Source organism: Bradyrhizobium sp. CCBAU 51745 (assembly GCF_028128715.1).
Classification (GTDB): Bacteria; Pseudomonadota; Alphaproteobacteria; order Rhizobiales; family Xanthobacteraceae; genus Bradyrhizobium; species Bradyrhizobium manausense.
The window spans coordinates 193,605-213,878 of record NZ_LBJP01000084.1; the positions used below are offsets into that span (position 1 = coordinate 193,605).

The window sequence follows — 20,274 nt, forward strand, 5'->3', positions numbered from 1 at the left end:
ATTCGCGCTTGGGATCATCAGCTCCTGCGCTCGCGCACGGAGCCTTCCTGCGCGACGGAGGCGACCAGCGTGCCATCCGGCTTGAAGATCGAGCCGCGGGTCAGGCCGCGGCCGCCTTGCGCGCTCGGCGAATCCTGCGAATAAAGCAGCCATTCGTCGGCGCGGAACGGGCGGTGAAACCACATCGCGTGGTCGAGGCTTGCCGGCATCATGCGCTTGTCGAACAGCGTGCGGCCATAGCGCGCCATGATCGCATCCAGCAGCGAGAAGTCCGAGGCATAGGCCAGCGCGCACATATGCAGCGCCGGATCGTCGGGCAGCTTGGCCGCCGTCTTGATCCAGACATGGATGCGGCCGTCCTCGATCTTCTGGCCGAAGTAACGGCCGAGCTCGACCGGGCGCAGCTCGATCGGCCGATCGGATTCGTAGTAGCGGCGGATGAACTCCGGCATCTCGCGGAACATCGGCTGCTTCGCCACCTCCTCCGCGGTGAGCTTGTCCGGCGGCGGCACGTCAGGCATCTTGTCCTGGTGGTCGAACGCGGACTCTTCCTCGGCATGGAACGATACCATGATCGAGAAGATCGCGTTGCCGTGCTGGATTGCGGTGACACGGCGCGTCGAATAGCTCTTGCCGTCGCGCAGACGCTCGACCTGGTAGATGATCGGGATCTGCGGATCGCCCGGCAGGATGAAATAGCAATGCAGCGAATGCGGCAGCCGGCCCTCGACCGTGCGGCAGGCCGCGACCATCGCCTGCCCGATCACCTGCCCGCCGAACACCCGCTGCCAGCTTGTCTTCGGGCTGTTGCCGCGGAACAAATTCACCTCGAGCTGCTCGAGGTCGAGGATCGAAATCAGGTCGATCAGGCTTTTGGACATGGTGGTGCTTTCGCATTGTCGTCATTCCGGGGCGCACGCAGTGCGAACCCGGAATCTCGAGCTGATAACCTCTGGATTCCGGGTTCGCGACTTTGTCGCGCCCCGGAATGACACAGACGGGCCGTTCCGCCCTTGTTTCACCGCCCTGTTTCGCCCAGCTCAAGTCTGCTAGCAAGACCCGAGAATTGACTGGGAAGCTTGGCAGAGAAAACTTGGTATGTCGGTACAGGGTCACATAGTCATTGGCGGCGGCGCATTTGCGGGCCTGGCGCTCGCGCTGGCACTGCGTCAGGGGCTCGGCCCCGAGATTGCCGTCATCGTCGCCGATCCCGCGCTCAGCTCACGGCCAAGCCGGGATCCCCGCGCAACCGCGATCGTGGCCGCCTGCCGCCGCCTGTTCGAGGTGCTCGGCGCCTGGGACGATGTGAAAGCCGAGGCGCAGCCGATCCTCGACATGGTCGTCACGGATTCGAAGCTGGAGGACGCCACACGTCCGACCTTCCTGAATTTCGCCGGCGACGTCGCTCCGGGCGAACCCTTCGCGCACATGGTCGAGAACCGTCGGCTGATCGATGCGCTGGTGGTCCGCGCCGAAGCCGCCGGCATCGATCTTCGCGCAACCACCGTCGCGTCCTACGAGGCCAGCGCCGATGGCATTGACGTCACGCTTGGCGATGGCAGCAAGATTGCCGCCAGTCTTCTGGTCGCAGCTGACGGTGCGAAATCGAAGCTGCGCGAGCGCGCCGGCATCGCCACCCATGGCTGGGACTACGATCAATCCGGCATCGTTGTCACCGTCGGCCACGAGCGCGATCACGAAGGCCGCGCCGAAGAGCACTTTTTGCCCGCGGGCCCGTTTGCGATTTTGCCGCTGACCGGAAGGCGCTCCTCGCTGGTCTGGACCGAGCGTCGCGCAGAGGCCGCACGCATCATTGGGCTTGGCGACGAGGAATTTCACGCCGAGCTCGAGCAGCGTTTCGGTTTGCAGCTCGGCGAGGTCAAGGCGCTGGACAAGCCGCGCGCGTTTCCGCTGTCCTATTTCGTCGCGCGCTCCTTCGTCGCCGAGCGCCTCGCGCTGGTCGGCGATGCCGCCCACGTCATTCACCCGATCGCGGGGCAAGGCCTCAACATGGGGCTGAAGGATGTCGCCGCGCTGGCCGAGGTGGTTGTCGATGCCGCGCGGCTCGGCATGGATCTCGGTGGCGCTGACGTGCTCGAACGCTACCAGCGCTGGCGTCGCTTCGACACCATGGCGATGGGCGTTGCCACCAACTCGCTCAACTTCCTGTTCTCGAATAAGTCGACGCTACTGCGCACCGTCCGCGACATCGGACTCGGCATCGTCGACCGCACCCCGCCTCTGAAGAATCTCTTCATCCGCCAGGCGGCCGGCCTCACCGGCGAAATCCCTCGCCTGCTAAAGGGCGAGGCGCTGTAGGCGAGTAGCGAATGGAGAGTGGCGAGTAGAGTTTTGCGATTCGCCACTCGCCACTCCCTACTCGCTTAGTCGATCTTCCTCGCCTCTTCCGGCAGCATGATCGGAATGCCGTCGCGGATCGGATAAGCGAGTCTCGCAGACCGCGAGATCAGCTCCTGCTTGGCCGCGTCGAATTCCAGCGGGCCCTTGGTCAGCGGGCAGACCAGGATCTCCAGCAGTTTCGGATCGACGCTGTTTTCGGGGCGTTCGGTGGGCGCGTTCATAGGGGTCTCCGGCATTGGCTTGCCTCTAACACAGAAATTCGCGGTCGCCCATCACCGGCCGTAGCGTTTTCAAGCGAAGTGGACGCCGGTTCGCGTTAAGAAAACGCGTCAAACGCTAGTCAGAGACCATCTTCTGGATCTCGTCGAGCAGGCCCTGGAGCCGCGCGCTCGGCACGGGCGCTGCCGAGAGCGCAAAGCCGAGAAAGGTCCAGTACAGGATTTGCGCGCGCGCCTGCGCTGTCGCGGCGTCGAGTCCCCGTTTCGCCAGCAAGGCCTCGATATAATCGAGCCTGCGGCGGTCGATGGCGCGGACCGCCGCCTGCGCCGCCGCGTCGAACGCCGCCCAGGCGCGCACCGCGCGTTCCAGGTCGAGCCGGGCGCCGAAGGTCCTGCGCAGCAGCGCTCTGAGCGGCTCGTCGCTGTCGGCCTCGACGCGGGCGATGATCTCCTCGGCCGCGATCTCGCGCCAGCGCCTCAGCACGGCGGCGTGGAACGCGCCGAGATCGGCAAAATGCCAGTAGAAGCTGCCGCGGGAGACGCCGATGGCCCTTGCCAATGGATCGGCCTTCAGCGCGGTAAAGCCGCCTCTGGTGAGCGCCTTGATGCCCTGGCTGATCCAGTCGTCGGCGGTGAGCTGTTCGGTCATGTCGGGTTCCGATCCCAGACCATACACTAGTGTATTGACAGCCGGCAGGCCAGCCCTTATCCCACCATACACTCATGTATGGAGGCCTTGATGCGTGATCTCTTGCTGCAGTGTGCCGGCGTCGGCGCCATTATCGTGGCGCTCATCCATGGCTATCTCGGAGAAGCCAAGGTCTTTCCCCGTGCCACCATCGAGCCGCCGCGGCTCCGCACCCTGGTCCGCCTGGTCTGGCAGGCTTCGACGGTGGCCTGGATCGGCTGCGGTGTGCTGCTGGTCGCCGCGCCCTGGATGGATTCAGCCTCGGCGCGTCGCTGGATCGTCCTGACCATGATCGGCGTGTTCGGCCTTTCCGCCTGCGCCAACGCTTGGGCGACGCGTGGTCGCCACTTCGGCTGGATGGCGCTCACGGCCGTCGTGGTGATGGCGGCGGCCGGTTACTGATCGTCGCAACGACTGCCATCGTCAATCCGACGTTAGAGCTTATCTAAATCACGCCATACCCGAGTCGATTGACTTCATGCCCGCCTTTGCTTCCTTCGGATGCGCCTCGCGCAAGGCGGTGCGCAGATGACGGAGAGGAGATGTTCGTGAAGGTCATTCGTGTTGTTGCCATGGCATTGGCGATCGGAATCGGCGCTGGATCGACGGCGATGGCCGACGGTTTCAAGAATTGCACCAAGCTCGACAAGGCGTCATGGAAGCCGGCCAGCGACGCCGAAGCCAAGGCGACGGCGCTGGGTTACGAAGTGCGTCGCTCCAAGATCGAAGGCTCCTGCTATGAGGTCTATGGCGTCAAGGAAGGCAAGCTCTATGAGCTGTTCTACAGCCCGGAAGATCTCAGCCTGAAGCACACGATCGCCAAGTAGGTTTGCCAAGTAAGTTTGCCAGGTAGGGCTTATGCTTTGAAAGTGGTCCCGGCTTGAGCGGCAACGCGGTATCAGACACGTGCGGGGGGGCGAAACGGACCCCCGCGGATCGGACGGTCGCAATCTGGGACCTTCCGCTCCGGCTCTGGCATTGGGCTCTCGCAGCGTGCGTCCTGGTGGCGTGGTTCACACCCACCGTCTACGACAAGCTTCACCGCATCGTCGGCTATGCGGTGATCGGGCTTCTCGTCTTCCGTTTGGCCTGGGGCTTCTGGGGCAGCCGCTATTCGCGCTTTCGCTTGATCGGCGTCCGCCTTCGTGCCGCGCCCTCCTATCTCTGGAACCTGCGCCGCGGCATCACCGGCCGCTATATCGGGCTCAATCCCGCCGGGACGCTGATGCTGGTGGCGCTGCTGCTGTCAATTGCCGTCTCGGCGATCACAGGCGCGCTGTCGGTGACAGTCACCCTCTTCGGCGTCTGGTGGATCGAGGACACGCATGCCTTCGCATCGGACGCCGTCATGATTCTGGTCCTGCTGCACGTTGCAGGCGTGGTGCTGATGAGCCTGCTTCAGCGCGAAAACCTGATCCGGGCCATGATCACGGGCCGCAAGCGCATCCGAGGTCATTGATTTGGAATCATCGAGCCGCGGAGCGAAGCGACGTGGGTGAGGGCGTTCTCCTCTAGGGGACTGTCCCATCGAGGAGAAACCCTCTCCCCGACCCTCTCCCGCAAGCGGGCCCCGCAAGCGGGAGAGGCGGCGCAAGCTCGCTGACAATCTTCGTGATTTGATCCAGCGCAACGCGCGCCTGCACCATTTTGCCTAGTGTTGCTCCAGTTCCGACGTTCGAATGGAGCTTTCCATGAGCACCGCAAGCAGGCCTTATCCCGTCGTCCAGGACCTCATCGAGTCCTTCGCGAGCTGGCTGAAGCATCGCCGCGAGATGGCCGAGATGCGGCAGCTTGATCGCTTCGATTTCGACCGGATCGCGAACGATCTCAGGATCGCGCCTGACGACCTCGAAGAGCTGGTCCGCAACGGCAAGCATGCCGCCGACGAATTGCCGAAGATGCTGGAGCAGCTCGGCATCAGCGCGGAAGCACTCGGACGCGCACAGCCGCTGCTGCTGCGCGACATGGAGCGGGTCTGCTCGCTCTGCGGTCACAAGGGCGAGTGCGACCGCGATCTCGCCGACGGCACCGCGGCCGAAAACTATCACGGCTATTGCGGCAACGCCGCGACGCTGGAATCGCTCGATCGCACTGAGGTCGCGCCGCATTGACGCGCGGGCGTTCACGCGATCCAGTCTGGCACGTGAGGTAGCCCCTCGCTCTGCGCCGTATCGTGATTGATCCAGATTTCGGCGTTCTCGGCGCGAAGCAATTCGACGACTTTGGCCATGGACGCGACCGTTGCGTGCTGGTCCGCATTGAAGGACGGCACGCGCATGTGCCGGAGGTTCTCCCTGTTGTGCGCGACGTCGCCGCTCAGCAGCACGGCGCCGCGCCGCGGCAATCTTACCATCAGCGAGCAATGCCCCGGAGTATGGCCCGGCGTGAAGATCATGCGCACGGCGCCGTCCCCGAAGATGTCGTGGTCACCATCGACGATCTCGTAAGGCCGCTCCTTCAACATCTTGTAGTGCGGCAGCGAGTAGCCGAACTCGTCAGGCTCCGGTCCGAACATGGCCTCAAACTCGGCTCGCTGAGCGATCCATTTTGCATTTTCAAACAGATCGACATTTCCGATGTGATCGAAATGGGCATGGGACAGGATGATCGTGCCGACATCGCGGGGCCGCACGCCAATTTCATCCAACTGGTCGGCGATGGGACGACGCACGATGCCGCGTATGCCATGCGCGATGATACGTCCTTCCGGGTATTTCACCAGCGCATCCTCGATTCCCGTATCCCAGATCAGCCATTCGCCACGGTGACTGATGAGATAGGCATTGCAACTCAGCGTCATGGGGACGCCGACATTGATGCCGGGAGAGTAGATCGAGCCATCCTCGACCTCTGCAATACCGCCATCGAGGATGTAGACCTTGTCGATCGTCGCCATCAGCAACCTTTCACGCCGCCGTTTCGGCGCGCCGTTTCATCTCGCGCATGTCGCGCCCGGGCGGCATCCCGAACAGCCGGCAATATTCGCGCGTGAACTGCGTGACGCTTTCGTAGCCGACCTGATGGGCTGCGGCCGCGATGCTTGCAGCATCCGCCAGCATCGCGCGACGCGCCTCGATCAGGCGCAGCTGCTTCTGAAACTTGAGCGGGGTCACCGACGTGACGCTCCGGAAGTGCGCGTGAAACGCCGACGGGCTCATGCCAGCGGCTCTGGCCAGCCGGTCGATGCGCAACGGCTTGGCGTAGTCGGCACGGATGATGGCAACGGCGCGGCCGATCCGTTTGGCATGGCTGTCGGCAATGCCGAGGGCCCTGATGGCGCCACCGTGCCGTCCTGCCAGCAGCCAGTAGTGCAGCTCGCGCACCAACTGGCCCTGCAAGATCGGCAAGGCAGAGGGACGGTCGATCAGGCGCAACAGGCGGAGCGCCGCATCCGCAACCTCCTGTTCCGTAGGCTCGACCCGTAGCGGTTGGGACGGAATGAACGGGAGCGAACCCATCTCGACCACCAGTCCTTCGATGATTGTGGGGTCGAGCTCGAGGACGAGCGAAAGATACGGTGCCGCCGCCGTCGCGCGCGTGATCTGGCTGACAGTCGGCACATCACTCGCAATCAACAGCGAATCGCCTGCACCAAAGTCGAAGGACGTCCGGCCGGTCGCGACACGTTTGGCACCTTGCAGGACCAATGCGACCAGAGGCTTGGAGATCGCGTACAGGAGCGCGCTCGGCGCGGTCTCGCGGATGATCGAGACACCGGCGAAGGGAGTAGAGGCGATGCCTTTGTCGTCGGCGTGAGCCGCGGAATAACGACTGGCCATCTGGAGCAGCGTTTCGGTCACACGCCAATTTTAGGCCGAGCCCGGCGCGCAAGCAACAACGCCGGGCAATCAGGCAGAAAAGCAGGAGTTTTGGGCAAGTCCGCCGCCGCCGCATTCTGGAGTGTTGGGCAAGAGGATCCGAGGATCCGGCAACATCGGACGAACGATCGCGGGCAGAAGCAACTCACCGCAACTCCACGAGGAACTTCCGATGCCCACCATTTCGCTCGTCACTGGCGCCAGCCGGGGTCTTGGCCGCAACACCGCGATCGCCATCGCGCGTCACGGCGGCGATGTGATCGTGACGTATCGCAGCGGCGCCTCCGCCGCCCGCGAGGTCGTCACCGAGATCGAGGCGCTCGGCCGGAAGGCCGTCGCGCTCGAACTCGACGTTACCTCCGTCTCGTCATTTCCCGCGTTCGTCGCAGAGGTTCGATCGACGCTGACTATGCATTGGGGCGCGACCAGGTTCGATCATCTCGTCAACAATGCCGGCCAGGGCGAGATGGCTTCCATCGCCGAGACGACAGAGCTGCAATTCGACGCCCTGTTCGACACGCATGTCAAAGGGCCATTCTTTCTGACACAGGCCTTGCTGCCGCTGCTTGCCGACAACGGCCGGATCATCAACTTCTCCAGCGGGCTGACGCGCGTGTCCTTCCCCGGCTTCTCCGCCTATGCAGCCGCGAAGGGCGCGATCGAGGTCTTGACGGTGTATATGGCCAAGGAGTTCGGCGGACGCGGCATCACAGCCAACGTCGTCGCGCCGGGTGCGATCGAAACCGACTTCCTCGGCGGAGCCGTCCGGGACCTGCCTGATCTGAACAAGCAATTTGCACAAATGACCGCGCTCGGCCGCGTCGGCCTGCCCGACGACATCGGGCCGATGGTCGCGAGCCTGCTCGGTCCTGACAACCGCTGGATCACGGCCCAGCGCGTCGAGGTGTCCGGGGGCCAGACGATCTGACGAGGCCGCGGTGGTACTCGCGACCGGCGACGAACCGGTCGCGGTCCAGACCCAACGATCAGAAGCCGACGGTCTCGTTCATGTAGAACGTATTGAGAATGGTGACCCGGTCACGATCGGTATGGATCTGCGGACGGCCGTGCCAGCTCATCCTGGTCAGGGTGTGATAGGCCTTCAGGACCACGAAGGCATAGCCGACATTGGGCAGGAACGGGATCGTCTTCACGGGCTCCAGACAGTAGGAGCCGACGTGAAACAGACCCTTGAGCGAGGCCTGGTAGAGTGTCGTTCCCAGCGCTTCCTGGCTGCCGTCGGCAGGGCAATACAGCTGCATCGTCACGACCTTCTTGCGCGTGTCCGGATGCGGCTTGATCTGATAGCCGTCCCTGTCGACATAGACGACCGGCTTTGCGACCAGCGTCAGATCCTCAGCCCTGGCCACCTTGTCGCCGCGGGCGCGAATCTCGAGCCCGTCATGCAGCCGGTTCCGTATCGCCTGCTCGACAGGCTTCGAGGTCAGCATGGCCGACACCGCAGCCCATGCGGGGCGCAATGACGGCTCGATCTTGTCGACGTTTTCACCGTAGAGGCGCAGCGCCATCCGTGTGCCCGTACCGGTGATCGGATCGTAGCCCTGGGTCGGCACGCTCCGGATCATGTCCCGGTAGAAATCCGCGGGGAAGAAATCGCGGAAGACGATGTGGGGAAACGGAGACGCGGAATGATCAGCGGCCTCGATGCTGCGCACCGCATGAACAGTGAGTTCGTCAACGAGATTGGCCGGAGCAGCCACTTCCGCAAGAGCCGTCATGAGGATACCTCACACCAGGTTGGACCCAGTCACTTTCAATTCTTTCCGGCATTACCTTGCGACGTGGGCCTTATGCAAGTCAACGGCAGCAACCGCGGCCGATTTTCGCGCGGTCGTGATCAGAAACCGGCGCGGCAAATCAATGCATTCGCGGCGTTTAAAGCTTCAAAACGACCCGCGTTCCAATGCTGTCCAGGTTGACAAAGCGGACTGGCTCACACCTCAGCCCTTGCTCATCGCGGCGATCGCGTCCGCGATTGCGATGGTGCGGCGCGCCATGTCGGCGTGCAGGCGCTCCACCATTGCGCCGTCGAGGCGGATCGCGCCGCGCGAGACGTTCTCCGGCAATTCGAACGCCGCGATGATTTTTCGCGCGCGGGCGATGTCCTCCTCGGGCGGCGTGAAGATCGCGTTGCAGGCCTCGATCTGCGAGGGATGGATCAGCGTCTTGCCGTCGAAGCCGAGATCGCGCGCTTGCGCGCATTCGGTGGCGAAACCGTCGGGGTTGGCGATGTCGCTATAGGGGCCATCGAGGATCTCGAGACCGGCGGCGCGCGTCGCCAGGATGCAATGGGTGATCATCGGGATCATCGCGGCGCGGCCGGGCAGCATCCTGATCCGCGTCTCGCGCGAGATGTCGTTAGGGCCGAACACGAAGCCGGCGAGGCGGCTCGATGGATCGCGTCCGGCCTCGGCCAGCGCCTCGGCATGCAGCACCGCGCGCGCGGTCTCGATCATCGCCCAGACCTTCACTGATGGCGCGGCGCCGAGATGGGCGAGGTCGCGGCCGATGCTCCGGAGATCCTCGATGCTTGAAACTTTTGGAACCAGGATGCCGTCAGGCGAAGCCTCGGCCGCCATGGCGACGTCTTCGGACCACCATTGCGTGTCGAGACCGTTGGTCCGGATCAGGACCTCGCGCTTGCCGAAGCCTTTTGCGGCGATCGCGGCGGCAATGCCGTCGCGCGCCAGCGCCTTGGCGTCAGGCGCGACGGAATCCTCGAGGTCCAGGATCAGGCCGTCGGCGGCGAGATTCCTTGCCTTTTCAAGGGCGCGAGGATTGGAGCCGGGCATGAACAGATGGCTGCGGCGCGGGCGGGTCATGCTGCGTTCCTTCCTGATGGCTCGGACTTGTTCCAGGTTGGAGGCGATAGCATCTGGCCTGCCCATTCGAAAGGCTTGTTCACCCTGGCGGTCTATGATTAGGCATAGGCCATGATCACATTCCCGAAGCATTTGCTGGAAGGCTACCAGGCCTTTGCCACCCAGCGGCTGCCGGCCGAGCAGAGTCGCTACCGCGAGCTGTCGGTGAAAGGGCAGTCGCCGGAAGTCATGGTGATCGGCTGCTGCGACAGCCGCGTCTCGCCCGAGGTGATTTTCGATGTCGGGCCCGGCGAGCTGTTCGTGGTCCGCAACATCGCCAATCTGGTGCCGACCTACCAGCCCGACGAGAACGCGCATGGCGTCTCGGCCGCGCTGGAATATGCCGTGACGGTGCTGAAGGTGAAGCACATCGTGGTGCTCGGCCACGCGCAATGTGGCGGCATCCGCGCCTTCGTCGACAAGATCGAGCCGCTCACGCCGGGCGACTTCATCGGCAAATGGATGCAGATGTTCATCAAGCCGGGCGAAGTGGTGGAGCAGCGCGACCACGAGACCATGGCGCAGTTCGTCGAGCGCATCGAAAAGGCCGCAGTGTTCCGCAGCCTCGAAAACCTGATGACGTTCCCGTTCGTGCGCAGGGCCGTCGAGAGCGGCCAGATGCAGCTCCATGGCGCCTATTTCGGCGTAGCCGAGGGAACGCTGTTCGTGCTGGACCAGGCGAGCAAGCAATTCAAGAAGGCGAGTGGCGAGTAGGGAATGGCGAGTAGCGAGTTGCGAATGGAAATCCATTCGCCATTCGCTACTCACCAGTCGCCGCGTTTCAGCTTGAATTCGTAGGGTGGGCAAAGCGAAGCGTGCCCACCACCTGCTTCAATCGGAAAAGATCGTGGGCACGGCGCTTTGCGCCTTTGCCCACCCTACGGCAGCGGAGTTACGCCGCCTGCTTCTTCGCGCTGATCAGCTTGCGGTTGATCAGGACTTCCGCGATTTGGATCGCGTTCAGCGCGGCGCCCTTGCGCAAATTGTCGGAGACGCACCACAGCACGAGGCCGTTCTCCACCGTCGCGTCCTCGCGGATGCGGCTGATATAGGTGGCGTCCTCGCCGGCGGCTTCATACGGCGTGGCGTAGCCGCCGGGCTCCTGCTTGTCGATGACGAGGCAGCCGGGCGCCACGCGCAGGATGTTGCGCGCTTCGTCGGCGCTGATCGGATTCTCGAACTCGATGTTGACGGCCTCGGAGTGACCGACGAACACGGGCACGCGCACGCAGGTGGCGGAGAGCTTGATCTTGGGATCAAGGATCTTCTTGGTCTCCGCCATCATCTTCCACTCTTCCTTGGTGTAGCCGTCCTCCATGAAGACGTCGATGTGGGGGATGACGTTGAAGGCGATGCGCTTGGGAAACTTCTTCGCGACCAGCTCGTCATTGGTGTAGACGGCCTTGGTCTGCGAGAACAATTCGTCCATGGCATCCTTGCCGGCGCCCGACACCGATTGATAGGTCGAGACCACGACGCGCTTGATGGTGGCCTTGTCGTGCAGCGGCTTGAGCGCCACCACGAGCTGCGCGGTCGAGCAGTTCGGGTTGGCGATGATGTTCTTCTTCCTGAAGCCTTCGGTCGCGGCCGCGTTCACCTCGGGCACGATCAGCGGCACGTCCGAGTCCATACGCCAGGCCGAGGAATTGTCGATCACGACGGCGCCGGCGGCGCCGATCTTCGGCGACCATTCCTTCGACACCGAGCCGCCGGCCGACATCAGGCAGATATCGACGTCGGAGAAATCGTAGTGCTCGAGGGCTTTGACCTTCAGGGTACGGTCGCCATAGGAGACCTCGACGCCGACGCTGCGGCGTGACGCCAGGGCCACGACCTCGTCCGCGGGGAATTTGCGCTCATCGAGGATGTTGAGCATTTCCCGTCCGACATTGCCGGTCGCGCCGACGACTGCGACTTTGTAACCCATCGTTCACTCTCCGATGAAAAAGCCCGTTCCTGAAGCTGACGCTTAAACAGGAAGAGCAGCGCTTCTATGCGAGAACCGGCCTCAAGACAACGTTGGACCCTGCCTGAAGGCCGTGGATGCAGTCGCCTGAGGCCAGCATGGCCGCAAACCCCACCCAGATCGATCTGGCGCTTGCCAATTTCGCCGACGAGGTGGTCGGGACGCTGGCGCGCCTGTTCGCCTATGTGGGGGCGCTGGCCCTGTTTGCCATCCTGGCGCTTGCCGGGCTCGGCCAGCTGCCCGATTTGCGTGACGATGAGCCTGCCGCGAAACCGGGCTGGGCTATCGCTGACCGTTCGCATCCGGCCTTCGCCCTCAGCCGGTTCGATACATCAGAGAAAACAGCCTCTTATACAATTTTCAGGCACCCCGAAGGCGGCCGCCGCGACGTCATGCGCTGGGCTGGCGACGCCGACAGACCTTGGGCCGAGCTCGAGATCTACCGGGAAGGCAACGAATTCGACGTGACGCGTCCGGCAGCCGCCGGCCTCGCCATCCAAATGGGCCTCGTGGCGGCCACCGCGCTGGAGCAGGCCGGCCTGATCGACACCAAGTTCGGCCCTGTCGCCCTGTTTCGGCCATCGGGCACCGCGGACGGCTCGCCGGCGTGCCTCGGCTACCTCAAGCGCAACGAGGAGCCACCGCTGCAGATCTCCGGCTTCTCCTGCCAGGGCGACACCATGCCGGCCCGGCGCGCCGCGATCGCCTGCATGCTGAACCGGCTGACGCTGCTGACCTCCGGCAACGAGCCGAAGCTGGCGGAGATGTTCGCCCATGCCGAGCTGAAGCGCCGCTCCTGTGATCCCCCCGGCCCGGCCGACTGGCTGCTGGGCGCGGCGAATGCGCAATTGCGCGGCGCGCTTTGACCCGCATCAAGCCCAAGTCGCTGGTATTCATGCAACTTTTGCCGGCGCGCCCGATTATTCCGTGTTGGTGTGACTGAATTGACCTAGTTGCAGTGCCCCCGGCCGGGCTAGTATGGGGTGAAATCGACTGGCGGCTTGCCGCCTGAAGGGGACGTGATGAGCTCGAATTTTTTTGCCGCGAACAAATTGGCGACCTTGCTTGCGGCGAGCGCCGTGATGGCCGTGGCCTTCGCGGCGCCGGCCTCGGCCGACACCAAGACCAAGCAGCGCTTTGACGATCGCGGCCGTCCCTATTACGGCCCTGCTGGTCCCAACGCGGTCTACCAGCAGGGTCGCACCCGCATCTATGTGAGCAAGCGCTCCTGGCTCGACGGCGGCACCGAGGTCAATCCGGGCGACCGCAAGTTCACCGACTACGCCTTCCCGCCGGCCGTCGGCTATCCGTCCTTCGCCCGCGAAAACCTCAACCGCCCGATCGATCGCCAGCCGCTGGCGACCCCGGCCGATGTCGGCGGCTACCCGCAGAATTTCCCGCTGTACTGAGCGGGCATATCGTTCGAATCAAAAGGCCGGGCTCGCGCCCGGCCATTTTTTTGCGAGATCTCGCAGATGCGCGGAGCGCATCTGCGTGGCGTAACCCACCACTTTGGTTTCCGCAGCGACAGACGAGGTGGGTTACGCCAAGCGAATTGCGCTTCGCGTAATCGCAAGGCTAACCCACCCTACGAATTGGCCGCCGGATCATAGCGCCGGCAAAACTCCTCGATTGCCTCGGAGCGGAAATCGGCGAGGCGTTCGAAGATCAGCTCGTCAGGCCAGTCCCACCAGGCGATGCGGCGCAGGCTTGCCGCGACAGCATCATCGAAGCGCTTGCGGATGGCGCGCGCAGGCACGCCGCCGACGATGGTATAGGGCGCGACATCGCGGCTGACGACGGCGCCCGCGCCGATCACCGCGCCGTCGCCGACGCTGACGCCCGTCAGCAGGATTGCGGCGTGGCCGATCCAGACATCATTGCCGACGATGACGCGGTCGCCGCGGCGATCGGCGAAGAAGTCGCGATCGCGCGTTGCGCCCGCCTCGTAATATTCGGGGACATAGGTGAAGCGATGCTGCGACGGCCGCCCCATCGGATGATTGGGCGCGCCGATCCGCACCGAATTGGCGATGGCGGTGAACTTGCCGATCACGGCGTCGGCGACGTCGCAATATTCGCCGAGATAGGAGTAATCGCCGAGCGCGGCGTATTCGATCCGGGTGTGGCTAAGGATCTCGCAGCGCCGCCCGATCTGCGCCTCGCGCTGGCGCACGGTTTCATGGATGAAGGTTTCCGCGATCTTGGGGCGGGGTGAGGCATCCATGAAAGTAGCTCCGGGAGCAGGTGCCGTAGGGTGGGCAAAGGCGCATCGCGCCGTGCCCACCATCTCTCTCTAATCACAACCAACTGGTGGGCACGCTTGCGCTTTGCCCACCCTACGATTGCGGTGCTTGTGGCTACGCGTGCAGCTTCTGCAATTCCTTCAAAATCGCTTCGCCCATTTGCGTGGTCGAGGCGGCGGTGGTGCCTTCCGACTTGATGTCGGCGGTGCGAAGACCGCTGGCGAGCACGGCAGCGATGGCGGCATCGACCTTGTCGGCGAGGTCGCCCATGTCGAAGGAATAGCGCAGCGCCATGCCGAAGGACGAGATCATCGCGATCGGATTGGCGAGACCCTTGCCGGCGATATCAGGAGCCGAGCCGTGCACCGGCTCGTACAGCGCCTTGCGCTTCCTGGTCTTGACGTCGACCTCGCCGAGCGAGGCCGAGGGCAGCATGCCGAGCGAGCCGGTGAGCATCGCGGCGATGTCGGACAGCATGTCGCCGAACAGATTGTCGGTGACGATGACGTCGAACTGCTTCGGCCACTTCACCAGCATCATGCCGCCGGAATCGGCGAGCTGGTGCTCGAGCGTGACGTCGGGATATTCGCGCTTGTGGAGCTGGGTCATGACCTCGTTCCAGAGCACGCCCGACTTCATGACGTTGCGCTTCTCCATCGACGTCACCTTGTTCTTGCGCTTCCTGGCAAGCTCGAAGGCGACGCGGCCGATGCGCTCGATCTCATAGGTGTCGTAGACCTGGGTATCGATAGCGCGCTTCTGGCCGTTGCCGAGATCGGTGATGGTCTTGGGCTCGCCGAAATAGACGCCGCCGGTGAGTTCGCGCACGATGACGATGTCGAGGCCCTCGACCGCCTCGCGCTTCAGGCTGGAGGCATCGGCCAGCGCCGGATAGCACACCGCCGGGCGGAGGTTGGCGAACAGAGCGAGATCCTTGCGCAGGCGCAACAAGCCGGCTTCCGGGCGGACCTCATAAGGCACCGAATCCCATTTCGGACCGCCGACCGCGCCGAAGATCACGGCATCGGCGTCCTTGGCCTTGGCCATGTCGCCTTCGGAGATCGACACCTTGTGGGCGTCATAGGCGGAGCCGCCGACCAGACCCGTATCGGTCTCGAATTTGGCGACACCTGACGAATTGAGCCAGTCGATCAGCCGCTTCACCTCGCCCATCACCTCGGGGCCGATACCGTCGCCGGGGAGCAGCAGCAATTTGTGGGTCGCCATATCAGTTCTTCCTCTCAATTCTAAGCCGTCATTCCGGGGCGCGAGCGTAGCGAGCGAGCCCGGAATCCATCGGGCCACAGCGCAAGCGGGAAAATGGATTCCGGGCTCGCGCTTTGCGCGCCCCGGAATGACAGGTCGGCCGGAGTGCTAGAGCGGCGTTGCGCGCTTGGCAAGACACCATTGCCGGGGTGCGGCTGTGCAAGGCGGACCGGGCCTGCCACACTGCGCCCCGCCGGAGTACCCCCTTGCCCGCACCTCGCCGCCCACCTGTCGCGCATCCCGCGCGGCTGATCCTGACCCTGTCGCTGGCCGCCACCGTCGGGCTCGGCATCGGCCGCTTTGCCTATGCGCTGGTGCTGCCCGACATGCGGGAGGACCTCGGCTGGTCCTACTCGGCGGCAGGTTTCATGAACACCATCAACGCCGTCGGCTACCTCGTGGGGGCGCTGGCCGCGTCCCGGCTGATCCAGCGCATTGGCTGGTCGGCGGCGATCCGCGGCGGAACCCTCGCCTGCCTCGCCGCGCTGGCCACCTGTGCACTGACGGGGAATTTCATCGCGCTGAGCATCGCCCGCCTGGTGCTCGGCCTCGGGGCCGCGGCCGGCTTCGTCGCCGGCGGCGCGCTGGCGGCTTCAATCGCGCAGTCGCGCCCTGAACGGGCCAATTTCCTGCTGAGCCTGTTTTACGCCGGGCCCGGAATCGGCATTCTCGCGTCCGGGCTGATCGCACCGTTCACGCTGCAGCATTTCGGTCCGGGCTCATGGTGGATCGTGTGGTGGGCAATGACGCTGCTCTCGGCCGCGATGACCGTGCCACTGTTTCTGGTGCGGATCGAGAGCGGCGCGCGCTTTTCCGAAGGCAGAAACGGCGCCTTCGCCGTTCTGCCGGTGCTGATCTATCTCGCCGCTTACTTCCTGTTCGGCGCCGGTTACATCGCCTACATGACCTTCATGATCGCCTATGTGCGCGACGGCGGCGGCGGGGCCGCGGCGCAAGCCGGGTTCTGGGGCCTGATCGGCATGAGTGCGTTCGTCACGCCCTGGGCCTGGCGCCGCGTGCTCGCGCTCGATCGCGGCGGTCTCGCCACCGCGATCATCCTCGGCACCAACGCTGTTGGCGCGGCCTTGCCGATCCTCGGCCATTCGCCCGCATGGCTCGCAATCTCGGCGCTGGTGTTCGGCGTCGCCTTCTTCGCGGTCGTCGGCTCGACCACTGCCTTCGTGCGTTTCAACTATCCGCCGCCGATGTGGCCGACCGCGATCGCGGCGATGACGATCTCGTTCGGCATCGGCCAGACGCTCGGCCCGATCGTGGTCGGCGCGATCACGGACGCGCTGGGGAGCTTGAGCTACGCGCTCAATGTATCCGCGGCGCTGCTGGCGTTGGGCGCGGTGCTGGCGCTGCTGCAACGGAAGGTGGGGCCGGCAAAGCAACCGGTGCCGTAGGGTGGGCAAAGCGAAGCGTGCCCACGCATTTTTCGCGATCGAGAGAGATGGTGGGCACGGCGCCACGCGCCTTTGCCCACCCTACGGCAGGGGAGTTCGCCGCTAGCTCCCACTGAACGAATTATAGCCCTGGTCTTCCCAATAGCCGCCCTTGTAGTCGTTGGTGACTTCCATCGAGACGACGTATTTCGGGTTCTTGAAGCCGAGTTTTGTCGGCACGCGGATCTTCATCGGGAAACCGTAGGCGCGCGGCAGGATCTCGCCCGCATATTTGAACGTCATCTGCGTCTGCGGATGCAGCGCGGTGCGCATGTCCAAGGGCGAGTTGTAGCCGTCCTTGTCGGCGCACTGGAACCAGACGTATTTCGCGCGCGTGTCGGCGCCGACAAGCTTGAGGAAATCGCGCAAGGGCGTGCCGGTCCAGCTGCCGATCGCGCTCCAACCCTCGACGCAGATGTGGCGGGTGATTTGGGTGAACTGCGGCAGCTTGGTGAGCTCGTCCAGCGTCCAGGATTTCTTGACGTCGACGAGGCCGCGGACCTCGAGCTTCCAGTCTTTGCCATCGACTTCGGGCGCATCGTCGAGATCGTAATAGGCGTTGAACGGGAACGGCTTCGTAATCGCGCTCTCGGGAAAGGTCGGCGCCAGCGCGTCGGGATTGAAGATGAAATCCTGCACCGCGTCGTTGAACTTCGAGACGCTCTTCAGCATCTCCTCGGCCGAGGACGAATCGATCACGTCGCAGCCGGTGAGCAGCGTCAGCGCCCCGAGGCTGGCGCCGCCGGCGATGAAGCGGCGGCGGGTGAGATCGGGCATCACCTTGAGGGAGTCCTTGATCAGCAGCCGCTTGTCGACGCCGGGGATCAGGAATGAGCGCTTGGCCATCGTTATTCTCCTCAGCGGCCGACGATCATCGCGCGCAGGCTCTTCGGCACCAGCAGCGCGAGCAGCACGTGAATGACGAGGAAGGCGCAGATCGCGGCCATGCAGAAGAAATGGACGTAGCGCGCGGTCGGATAGTCGCCGAACAACGTCACCAGCCAGTGCAATTGCACCGGCTTCCATATCGACAGGCCCGACAGCACGATTAGCACGCCGACCACGATGATGCCGGCATAGAGTAGCCGCTGCACGTAATTGTAGACGGTGAGATCGTCATGGGCGAGCTTGAAGGTCAGCGCCGCCTTGACGTCATGGAGCACGCCTGACGGCGTGATCGGCAGCAGCTTTTTCCGGAAGCGGCCGGTGGCGAAACCGGTGACGAGATAGGCGAGGCCGTTGACCATCAGCAGCCACATCGCCGCAAAATGCCAGAGCAGCGCGCCGCCGAGCCAGCCGCCCAGCGTGATGTCGTGGGAGAAGCGGAAGTCGAACAGCGGCGAGGCGTTGTAGATCTGCCAGCCCGACATGATCATCAGGATCATGGCGACGGCGTTGGTCCAGTGCATGACGCGGACCCAGGCCGGCTGGATCACCTTGGCCTTGGTGGCGCTGATTTGCTCGTCGGTCGCGGTAAGGCTCGACATGGTGGTTCCGTCCTGAACGTCGGTGTCGGTGATTATACGCCGGTCCGGCCGCTTTCGTTACGCCACGCGGCAAATCGAATCGATACCGTCAGGCTATGGTGGTCAAAATAATGCGAGCCGGGTGTCCCCGGCTCGCTATTTCGTCCGCATCCTGTCGGGGATGAAACAGGAGGGTGCGGTGTTACGTTGCCGGCATCAGCACGGTGTCGACCACATGGATCACGCCGTTGGACTGGTTGACGTTGGAGATCGTCACCATCGAGGTGCCGCCCTTGGCATCGATGATCCAGACCTTGCCGTCCTGCTTCTTGACGGTGAGTTCCTCGCCCTCGGCCGTCTTCAGCTTCTTGCCATCGGTGAGGTCGGAAGCCTCGAGCTTGCCGGGCACGACATGGTAGGTGAGGATCTTGGTCAGGGTCGCCTTGTTCTCGGGCTTGACCAGGTTATCGACGGTGCCGGCCGGCAGCTTGCCGAAAGCGGCATTGGTCGGCGCGAACACCGTGAACGGGCCCTTGCCTTCCAGCGTCGGGACGAGACCTGCTGCCTTCACCGCCGCCACCAGCGTGGTGTGGTCTTTCGAATTGACCGCGTTCTGGACGATATTCTTGGAGGGGAACATCGCGGCGCCGCCGACCATGACGGTCTTTTCCTCGGCGCGGGCGGGCGCGATGATTGTTGCGGTGACGGCCAGCGCGCTGAAGGCAGCAGCGGTGAGATAGGCAATGCGCTTCGACATGGAGAGACTCCCGATTGTGACCGGCGATCGCCGGCGTTTGCGTTGGGGCAACAACGGCGTCTGCGACAGTTGACGTGAAGCAGCAGCGCGTCGTTGGCCGAACTACGGGAGGGTTCGCACGGCGGTTTCGGGGAATAATTTATTGTGATGCGTGAAACTATGGGGCGGCGTGTCCGTGTGGGGTGGGTGCGCAATCGCACGGTGCCGTAGGGTGGGCAAAGGCGTGAAGCGCCGTGCCCACCATCTCTCTCGATCACGGAAAATGCGTGGGCACGCTTCGCTTTGCCCACCCTACGGCAGTGTGCCCGCCTCAGTCTCTATTGTTCGGCGTCTGGATGAAGCCGCGATTATGGGTCGGGCTGATCAGGAGCTCGTTGATGCAGACGCGCGGCGGCATCGAGGCGATGAACGCGATGGTGCGGCCGAGATCTTCGGGCTGCAGCATCTTGGCCTGCTCCTCCTCGCTCGGCACCACCGGGCGCAGCTTCAGGATTGGGGTCGCCACCTCGCCCGGCATCAGGCAGCAGGCGCGCAGGCCGTTGACGCATTCGTCCATGTTGAAGGAATGGGTCAGCGCCAGCACCGCATGCTTGGTGGTGGTGTAGGCCGGGCCCGGCATCTTGGAGACGTGACGGCCGGCCCAGGACGAGACGTTGATGATCGAGCCGTCCTGCTGCTTGCGCATCGTCGGCAGCACTGCGCGCATGCAATAGAGCACGCCGTTGAGATTGACCTGGACCAGTCTGTCCCAGCCCTCCAGTTCCATATCCTTCCAGCTGCGCTTGGGGACATTGATGCCGGCATTGTTGACGAGCAGGTCGATGCGGCCATGCTTCGCGACGATTCCGTCGGCTGCCTTCTGGGCCTGGTCCGCATTGGCCACGTCCAGCGCGATGGCTTCGGCCAAGCCGCCCGCCTTAGTGATCTTCGCGACCACGGTCTCCAAAGCGTCCTTGCGGCGCCCCGAAACCACCACCGTCCAGCCGTCGGCGGCCAACGCCTCGGCGCCGGCCTCCCCGATCCCGCTGCCGCCGCCGGTGACCCAGGCCACGCGTTTCCCATTTTTTGTCATGCAAACTGTCTCCGTTGCTTCATTGGGGCGGTTTTTGCTAATCCAGCCCTCGGTTTTGACCGGCCTTGTCAGTCCTGCGGTCGAGGAAA

Annotated in this window: 24 protein-coding genes; 10 read left to right on the forward strand and 14 right to left on the reverse strand. The window is 63.9% G+C overall.

Annotated elements, in window-relative coordinates; genetic code table 11:
- Positions 1–17: 17 nt before the first annotated feature.
- Entirely contained in the window at positions 18–881 is an 864-nt protein-coding gene (tesB, locus tag XH98_RS25520; RefSeq protein WP_271600200.1) for an acyl-CoA thioesterase II, read from the reverse strand.
- A gap of 217 nt (positions 882–1,098) precedes the next feature.
- Between tesB and XH98_RS25525 the strand changes: the two genes are divergently transcribed.
- A complete protein-coding gene (locus XH98_RS25525) occupies positions 1,099–2,319 on the forward strand; it encodes a ubiquinone biosynthesis hydroxylase (RefSeq protein ID WP_271620263.1) in 1,221 nt (406 codons plus the stop codon).
- 65 nt (positions 2,320–2,384) lie between these two features.
- Here XH98_RS25525 and XH98_RS25530 read toward each other — a convergent pair whose 3' ends face one another.
- Complete coding sequence (locus tag XH98_RS25530; RefSeq protein ID WP_271600198.1) at positions 2,385–2,582, reverse strand: Trm112 family protein; 198 nt, start codon at positions 2,580–2,582, stop codon at positions 2,385–2,387.
- A gap of 115 nt (positions 2,583–2,697) precedes the next feature.
- Complete coding sequence (locus XH98_RS25535; RefSeq protein ID WP_271600197.1) at positions 2,698–3,228, reverse strand: TetR/AcrR family transcriptional regulator; 531 nt, start codon at positions 3,226–3,228, stop codon at positions 2,698–2,700.
- Between the two features lie 90 nt (positions 3,229–3,318).
- Here XH98_RS25535 and XH98_RS25540 point away from each other — a divergent pair, with 90 nt between their 5' ends.
- From XH98_RS25540 to XH98_RS25555, 4 genes are all read left to right on the forward strand, one after another.
- Positions 3,319–3,669 carry a hypothetical protein gene (locus tag XH98_RS25540; RefSeq protein ID WP_271600196.1) on the forward strand — a complete coding sequence of 117 codons (351 nt, stop codon included), beginning with the start codon at positions 3,319–3,321 and terminating at the stop codon, positions 3,667–3,669.
- Positions 3,670–3,815: 146 nt separating this feature from the next.
- The gene (locus XH98_RS25545) at positions 3,816–4,094 is read left to right on the forward strand and encodes a PepSY domain-containing protein (protein ID WP_271600195.1); all 279 of its coding nucleotides are present in this window, start codon (positions 3,816–3,818) and stop codon (positions 4,092–4,094) included.
- A 53-nt stretch (positions 4,095–4,147) separates the two neighbouring features.
- Positions 4,148–4,726 carry a cytochrome b/b6 domain-containing protein gene (locus tag XH98_RS25550; RefSeq protein WP_271600194.1) on the forward strand — a complete coding sequence of 193 codons (579 nt, stop codon included), beginning with the start codon at positions 4,148–4,150 and terminating at the stop codon, positions 4,724–4,726.
- Between the two features lie 232 nt (positions 4,727–4,958).
- Positions 4,959–5,378, forward strand: a complete 420-nt coding sequence (locus XH98_RS25555) for a hypothetical protein (RefSeq protein ID WP_271600193.1) — start codon at positions 4,959–4,961, stop codon at positions 5,376–5,378.
- An 11-nt stretch (positions 5,379–5,389) separates the two neighbouring features.
- On the opposite strand, the gene XH98_RS25560 is transcribed toward XH98_RS25555, so the two are convergent.
- Together XH98_RS25560 and XH98_RS25565 are read right to left on the reverse strand one after the other, a co-directional pair.
- Positions 5,390–6,163, reverse strand: coding sequence for an N-acyl homoserine lactonase family protein (locus XH98_RS25560; protein ID WP_271620264.1), 774 nt, complete (start codon positions 6,161–6,163; stop codon positions 5,390–5,392).
- A gap of 10 nt (positions 6,164–6,173) precedes the next feature.
- Positions 6,174–7,067, reverse strand: coding sequence for an AraC family transcriptional regulator (locus XH98_RS25565; protein ID WP_271620265.1), 894 nt, complete (start codon positions 7,065–7,067; stop codon positions 6,174–6,176).
- A gap of 190 nt (positions 7,068–7,257) precedes the next feature.
- Between XH98_RS25565 and XH98_RS25570 the strand changes: the two genes are divergently transcribed.
- A complete protein-coding gene (locus XH98_RS25570) occupies positions 7,258–8,013 on the forward strand; it encodes an SDR family NAD(P)-dependent oxidoreductase (RefSeq protein WP_271620266.1) in 756 nt (251 codons plus the stop codon).
- A gap of 58 nt (positions 8,014–8,071) precedes the next feature.
- On the opposite strand, the gene XH98_RS25575 is transcribed toward XH98_RS25570, so the two are convergent.
- Together XH98_RS25575 and XH98_RS25580 are read right to left on the reverse strand one after the other, a co-directional pair.
- A complete protein-coding gene (locus XH98_RS25575; protein WP_271620267.1) occupies positions 8,072–8,824 on the reverse strand; it encodes a hypothetical protein in 753 nt (250 codons plus the stop codon).
- 222 nt (positions 8,825–9,046) lie between these two features.
- Positions 9,047–9,928: an HpcH/HpaI aldolase/citrate lyase family protein gene (locus XH98_RS25580; RefSeq protein WP_271620268.1), complete on the reverse strand. Its 882-nt coding sequence runs from the start codon at positions 9,926–9,928 to the stop codon at positions 9,047–9,049.
- A gap of 111 nt (positions 9,929–10,039) precedes the next feature.
- Here XH98_RS25580 and XH98_RS25585 point away from each other — a divergent pair, with 111 nt between their 5' ends.
- The gene (locus XH98_RS25585) at positions 10,040–10,681 is read left to right on the forward strand and encodes a carbonic anhydrase (protein ID WP_271600187.1); all 642 of its coding nucleotides are present in this window, start codon (positions 10,040–10,042) and stop codon (positions 10,679–10,681) included.
- A gap of 178 nt (positions 10,682–10,859) precedes the next feature.
- Here XH98_RS25585 and XH98_RS25590 read toward each other — a convergent pair whose 3' ends face one another.
- On the reverse strand, positions 10,860–11,894 hold the full coding sequence (locus tag XH98_RS25590) for an aspartate-semialdehyde dehydrogenase (RefSeq protein ID WP_271600186.1): 1,035 nt from the start codon (positions 11,892–11,894) through the stop codon (positions 10,860–10,862).
- Between the two features lie 116 nt (positions 11,895–12,010).
- Here XH98_RS25590 and XH98_RS25595 point away from each other — a divergent pair, with 116 nt between their 5' ends.
- Together XH98_RS25595 and XH98_RS25600 are read left to right on the forward strand one after the other, a co-directional pair.
- Positions 12,011–12,799: a hypothetical protein gene (locus XH98_RS25595; protein WP_271600185.1), complete on the forward strand. Its 789-nt coding sequence runs from the start codon at positions 12,011–12,013 to the stop codon at positions 12,797–12,799.
- Between the two features lie 156 nt (positions 12,800–12,955).
- Positions 12,956–13,342 (forward strand): hypothetical protein, encoded by a 387-nt coding sequence (locus XH98_RS25600; RefSeq protein WP_271600184.1) that lies wholly within the window; start codon positions 12,956–12,958, stop codon positions 13,340–13,342.
- A 179-nt stretch (positions 13,343–13,521) separates the two neighbouring features.
- On the opposite strand, the gene XH98_RS25605 is transcribed toward XH98_RS25600, so the two are convergent.
- Together XH98_RS25605 and leuB are read right to left on the reverse strand one after the other, a co-directional pair.
- The gene (locus tag XH98_RS25605; RefSeq protein ID WP_271620269.1) at positions 13,522–14,160 is read right to left on the reverse strand and encodes a DapH/DapD/GlmU-related protein; all 639 of its coding nucleotides are present in this window, start codon (positions 14,158–14,160) and stop codon (positions 13,522–13,524) included.
- A 133-nt stretch (positions 14,161–14,293) separates the two neighbouring features.
- Positions 14,294–15,406 carry a 3-isopropylmalate dehydrogenase gene (gene leuB, locus XH98_RS25610; protein WP_271620270.1) on the reverse strand — a complete coding sequence of 371 codons (1,113 nt, stop codon included), beginning with the start codon at positions 15,404–15,406 and terminating at the stop codon, positions 14,294–14,296.
- Between the two features lie 245 nt (positions 15,407–15,651).
- Here leuB and XH98_RS25615 point away from each other — a divergent pair, with 245 nt between their 5' ends.
- Complete coding sequence (locus tag XH98_RS25615) at positions 15,652–16,851, forward strand: YbfB/YjiJ family MFS transporter (protein WP_271620271.1); 1,200 nt, start codon at positions 15,652–15,654, stop codon at positions 16,849–16,851.
- Between the two features lie 102 nt (positions 16,852–16,953).
- Here XH98_RS25615 and XH98_RS25620 read toward each other — a convergent pair whose 3' ends face one another.
- The 4 genes from XH98_RS25620 to XH98_RS25635 all read right to left on the reverse strand — a co-directional run bounded on the left by XH98_RS25620 (position 16,954) and on the right by XH98_RS25635 (position 20,185).
- Entirely contained in the window at positions 16,954–17,736 is a 783-nt protein-coding gene (locus tag XH98_RS25620) for a molybdopterin-binding protein (RefSeq protein ID WP_271600180.1), read from the reverse strand.
- Between the two features lie 11 nt (positions 17,737–17,747).
- Positions 17,748–18,377: a cytochrome b/b6 domain-containing protein gene (locus XH98_RS25625; protein ID WP_271620272.1), complete on the reverse strand. Its 630-nt coding sequence runs from the start codon at positions 18,375–18,377 to the stop codon at positions 17,748–17,750.
- Between the two features lie 181 nt (positions 18,378–18,558).
- Positions 18,559–19,113, reverse strand: coding sequence for a fasciclin domain-containing protein (locus tag XH98_RS25630; RefSeq protein ID WP_271600178.1), 555 nt, complete (start codon positions 19,111–19,113; stop codon positions 18,559–18,561).
- 310 nt (positions 19,114–19,423) lie between these two features.
- On the reverse strand, positions 19,424–20,185 hold the full coding sequence (locus tag XH98_RS25635; protein WP_271600177.1) for an SDR family oxidoreductase: 762 nt from the start codon (positions 20,183–20,185) through the stop codon (positions 19,424–19,426).
- Between the last annotated feature and the right edge of the window lie 89 nt (positions 20,186–20,274).

Excerpts from the sequence above, each read along its gene's own strand:
- XH98_RS25560 (WP_271620264.1), bottom strand. The coding sequence starts at position 6,163 with ATGGCGACGATCGACAAGGTCTACATCCTCGATGGCGGTATTGCAGAG.
- tesB (WP_271600200.1), bottom strand. The coding sequence starts at position 881 with ATGTCCAAAAGCCTGATCGACCTGATTTCGATCCTCGACCTCGAGCAG.
- XH98_RS25570 (WP_271620266.1), top strand. The coding sequence starts at position 7,258 with ATGCCCACCATTTCGCTCGTCACTGGCGCCAGCCGGGGTCTTGGCCGC.
- XH98_RS25525 (WP_271620263.1), top strand. The coding sequence starts at position 1,099 with ATGTCGGTACAGGGTCACATAGTCATTGGCGGCGGCGCATTTGCGGGC.
- XH98_RS25575 (WP_271620267.1), bottom strand. The coding sequence starts at position 8,824 with ATGACGGCTCTTGCGGAAGTGGCTGCTCCGGCCAATCTCGTTGACGAA.
- XH98_RS25625 (WP_271620272.1), bottom strand. The coding sequence starts at position 18,377 with ATGTCGAGCCTTACCGCGACCGACGAGCAAATCAGCGCCACCAAGGCC.
- XH98_RS25540 (WP_271600196.1), top strand. The coding sequence starts at position 3,319 with ATGCGTGATCTCTTGCTGCAGTGTGCCGGCGTCGGCGCCATTATCGTG.
- XH98_RS25595 (WP_271600185.1), top strand. The coding sequence starts at position 12,011 with ATGCAGTCGCCTGAGGCCAGCATGGCCGCAAACCCCACCCAGATCGAT.
- XH98_RS25555 (WP_271600193.1), top strand. The coding sequence starts at position 4,959 with ATGAGCACCGCAAGCAGGCCTTATCCCGTCGTCCAGGACCTCATCGAG.
- XH98_RS25530 (WP_271600198.1), bottom strand. The coding sequence starts at position 2,582 with ATGAACGCGCCCACCGAACGCCCCGAAAACAGCGTCGATCCGAAACTG.
- XH98_RS25630 (WP_271600178.1), bottom strand. The coding sequence starts at position 19,113 with ATGTCGAAGCGCATTGCCTATCTCACCGCTGCTGCCTTCAGCGCGCTG.
- XH98_RS25585 (WP_271600187.1), top strand. The coding sequence starts at position 10,040 with ATGATCACATTCCCGAAGCATTTGCTGGAAGGCTACCAGGCCTTTGCC.
- XH98_RS25580 (WP_271620268.1), bottom strand. The coding sequence starts at position 9,928 with ATGACCCGCCCGCGCCGCAGCCATCTGTTCATGCCCGGCTCCAATCCT.
- XH98_RS25590 (WP_271600186.1), bottom strand. The coding sequence starts at position 11,894 with ATGGGTTACAAAGTCGCAGTCGTCGGCGCGACCGGCAATGTCGGACGG.
- XH98_RS25620 (WP_271600180.1), bottom strand. The coding sequence starts at position 17,736 with ATGGCCAAGCGCTCATTCCTGATCCCCGGCGTCGACAAGCGGCTGCTG.
- XH98_RS25600 (WP_271600184.1), top strand. The coding sequence starts at position 12,956 with ATGAGCTCGAATTTTTTTGCCGCGAACAAATTGGCGACCTTGCTTGCG.
- XH98_RS25535 (WP_271600197.1), bottom strand. The coding sequence starts at position 3,228 with ATGACCGAACAGCTCACCGCCGACGACTGGATCAGCCAGGGCATCAAG.
- leuB (WP_271620270.1), bottom strand. The coding sequence starts at position 15,406 with ATGGCGACCCACAAATTGCTGCTGCTCCCCGGCGACGGTATCGGCCCC.
- XH98_RS25605 (WP_271620269.1), bottom strand. The coding sequence starts at position 14,160 with ATGGATGCCTCACCCCGCCCCAAGATCGCGGAAACCTTCATCCATGAA.
- XH98_RS25635 (WP_271600177.1), bottom strand. The coding sequence starts at position 20,185 with ATGACAAAAAATGGGAAACGCGTGGCCTGGGTCACCGGCGGCGGCAGC.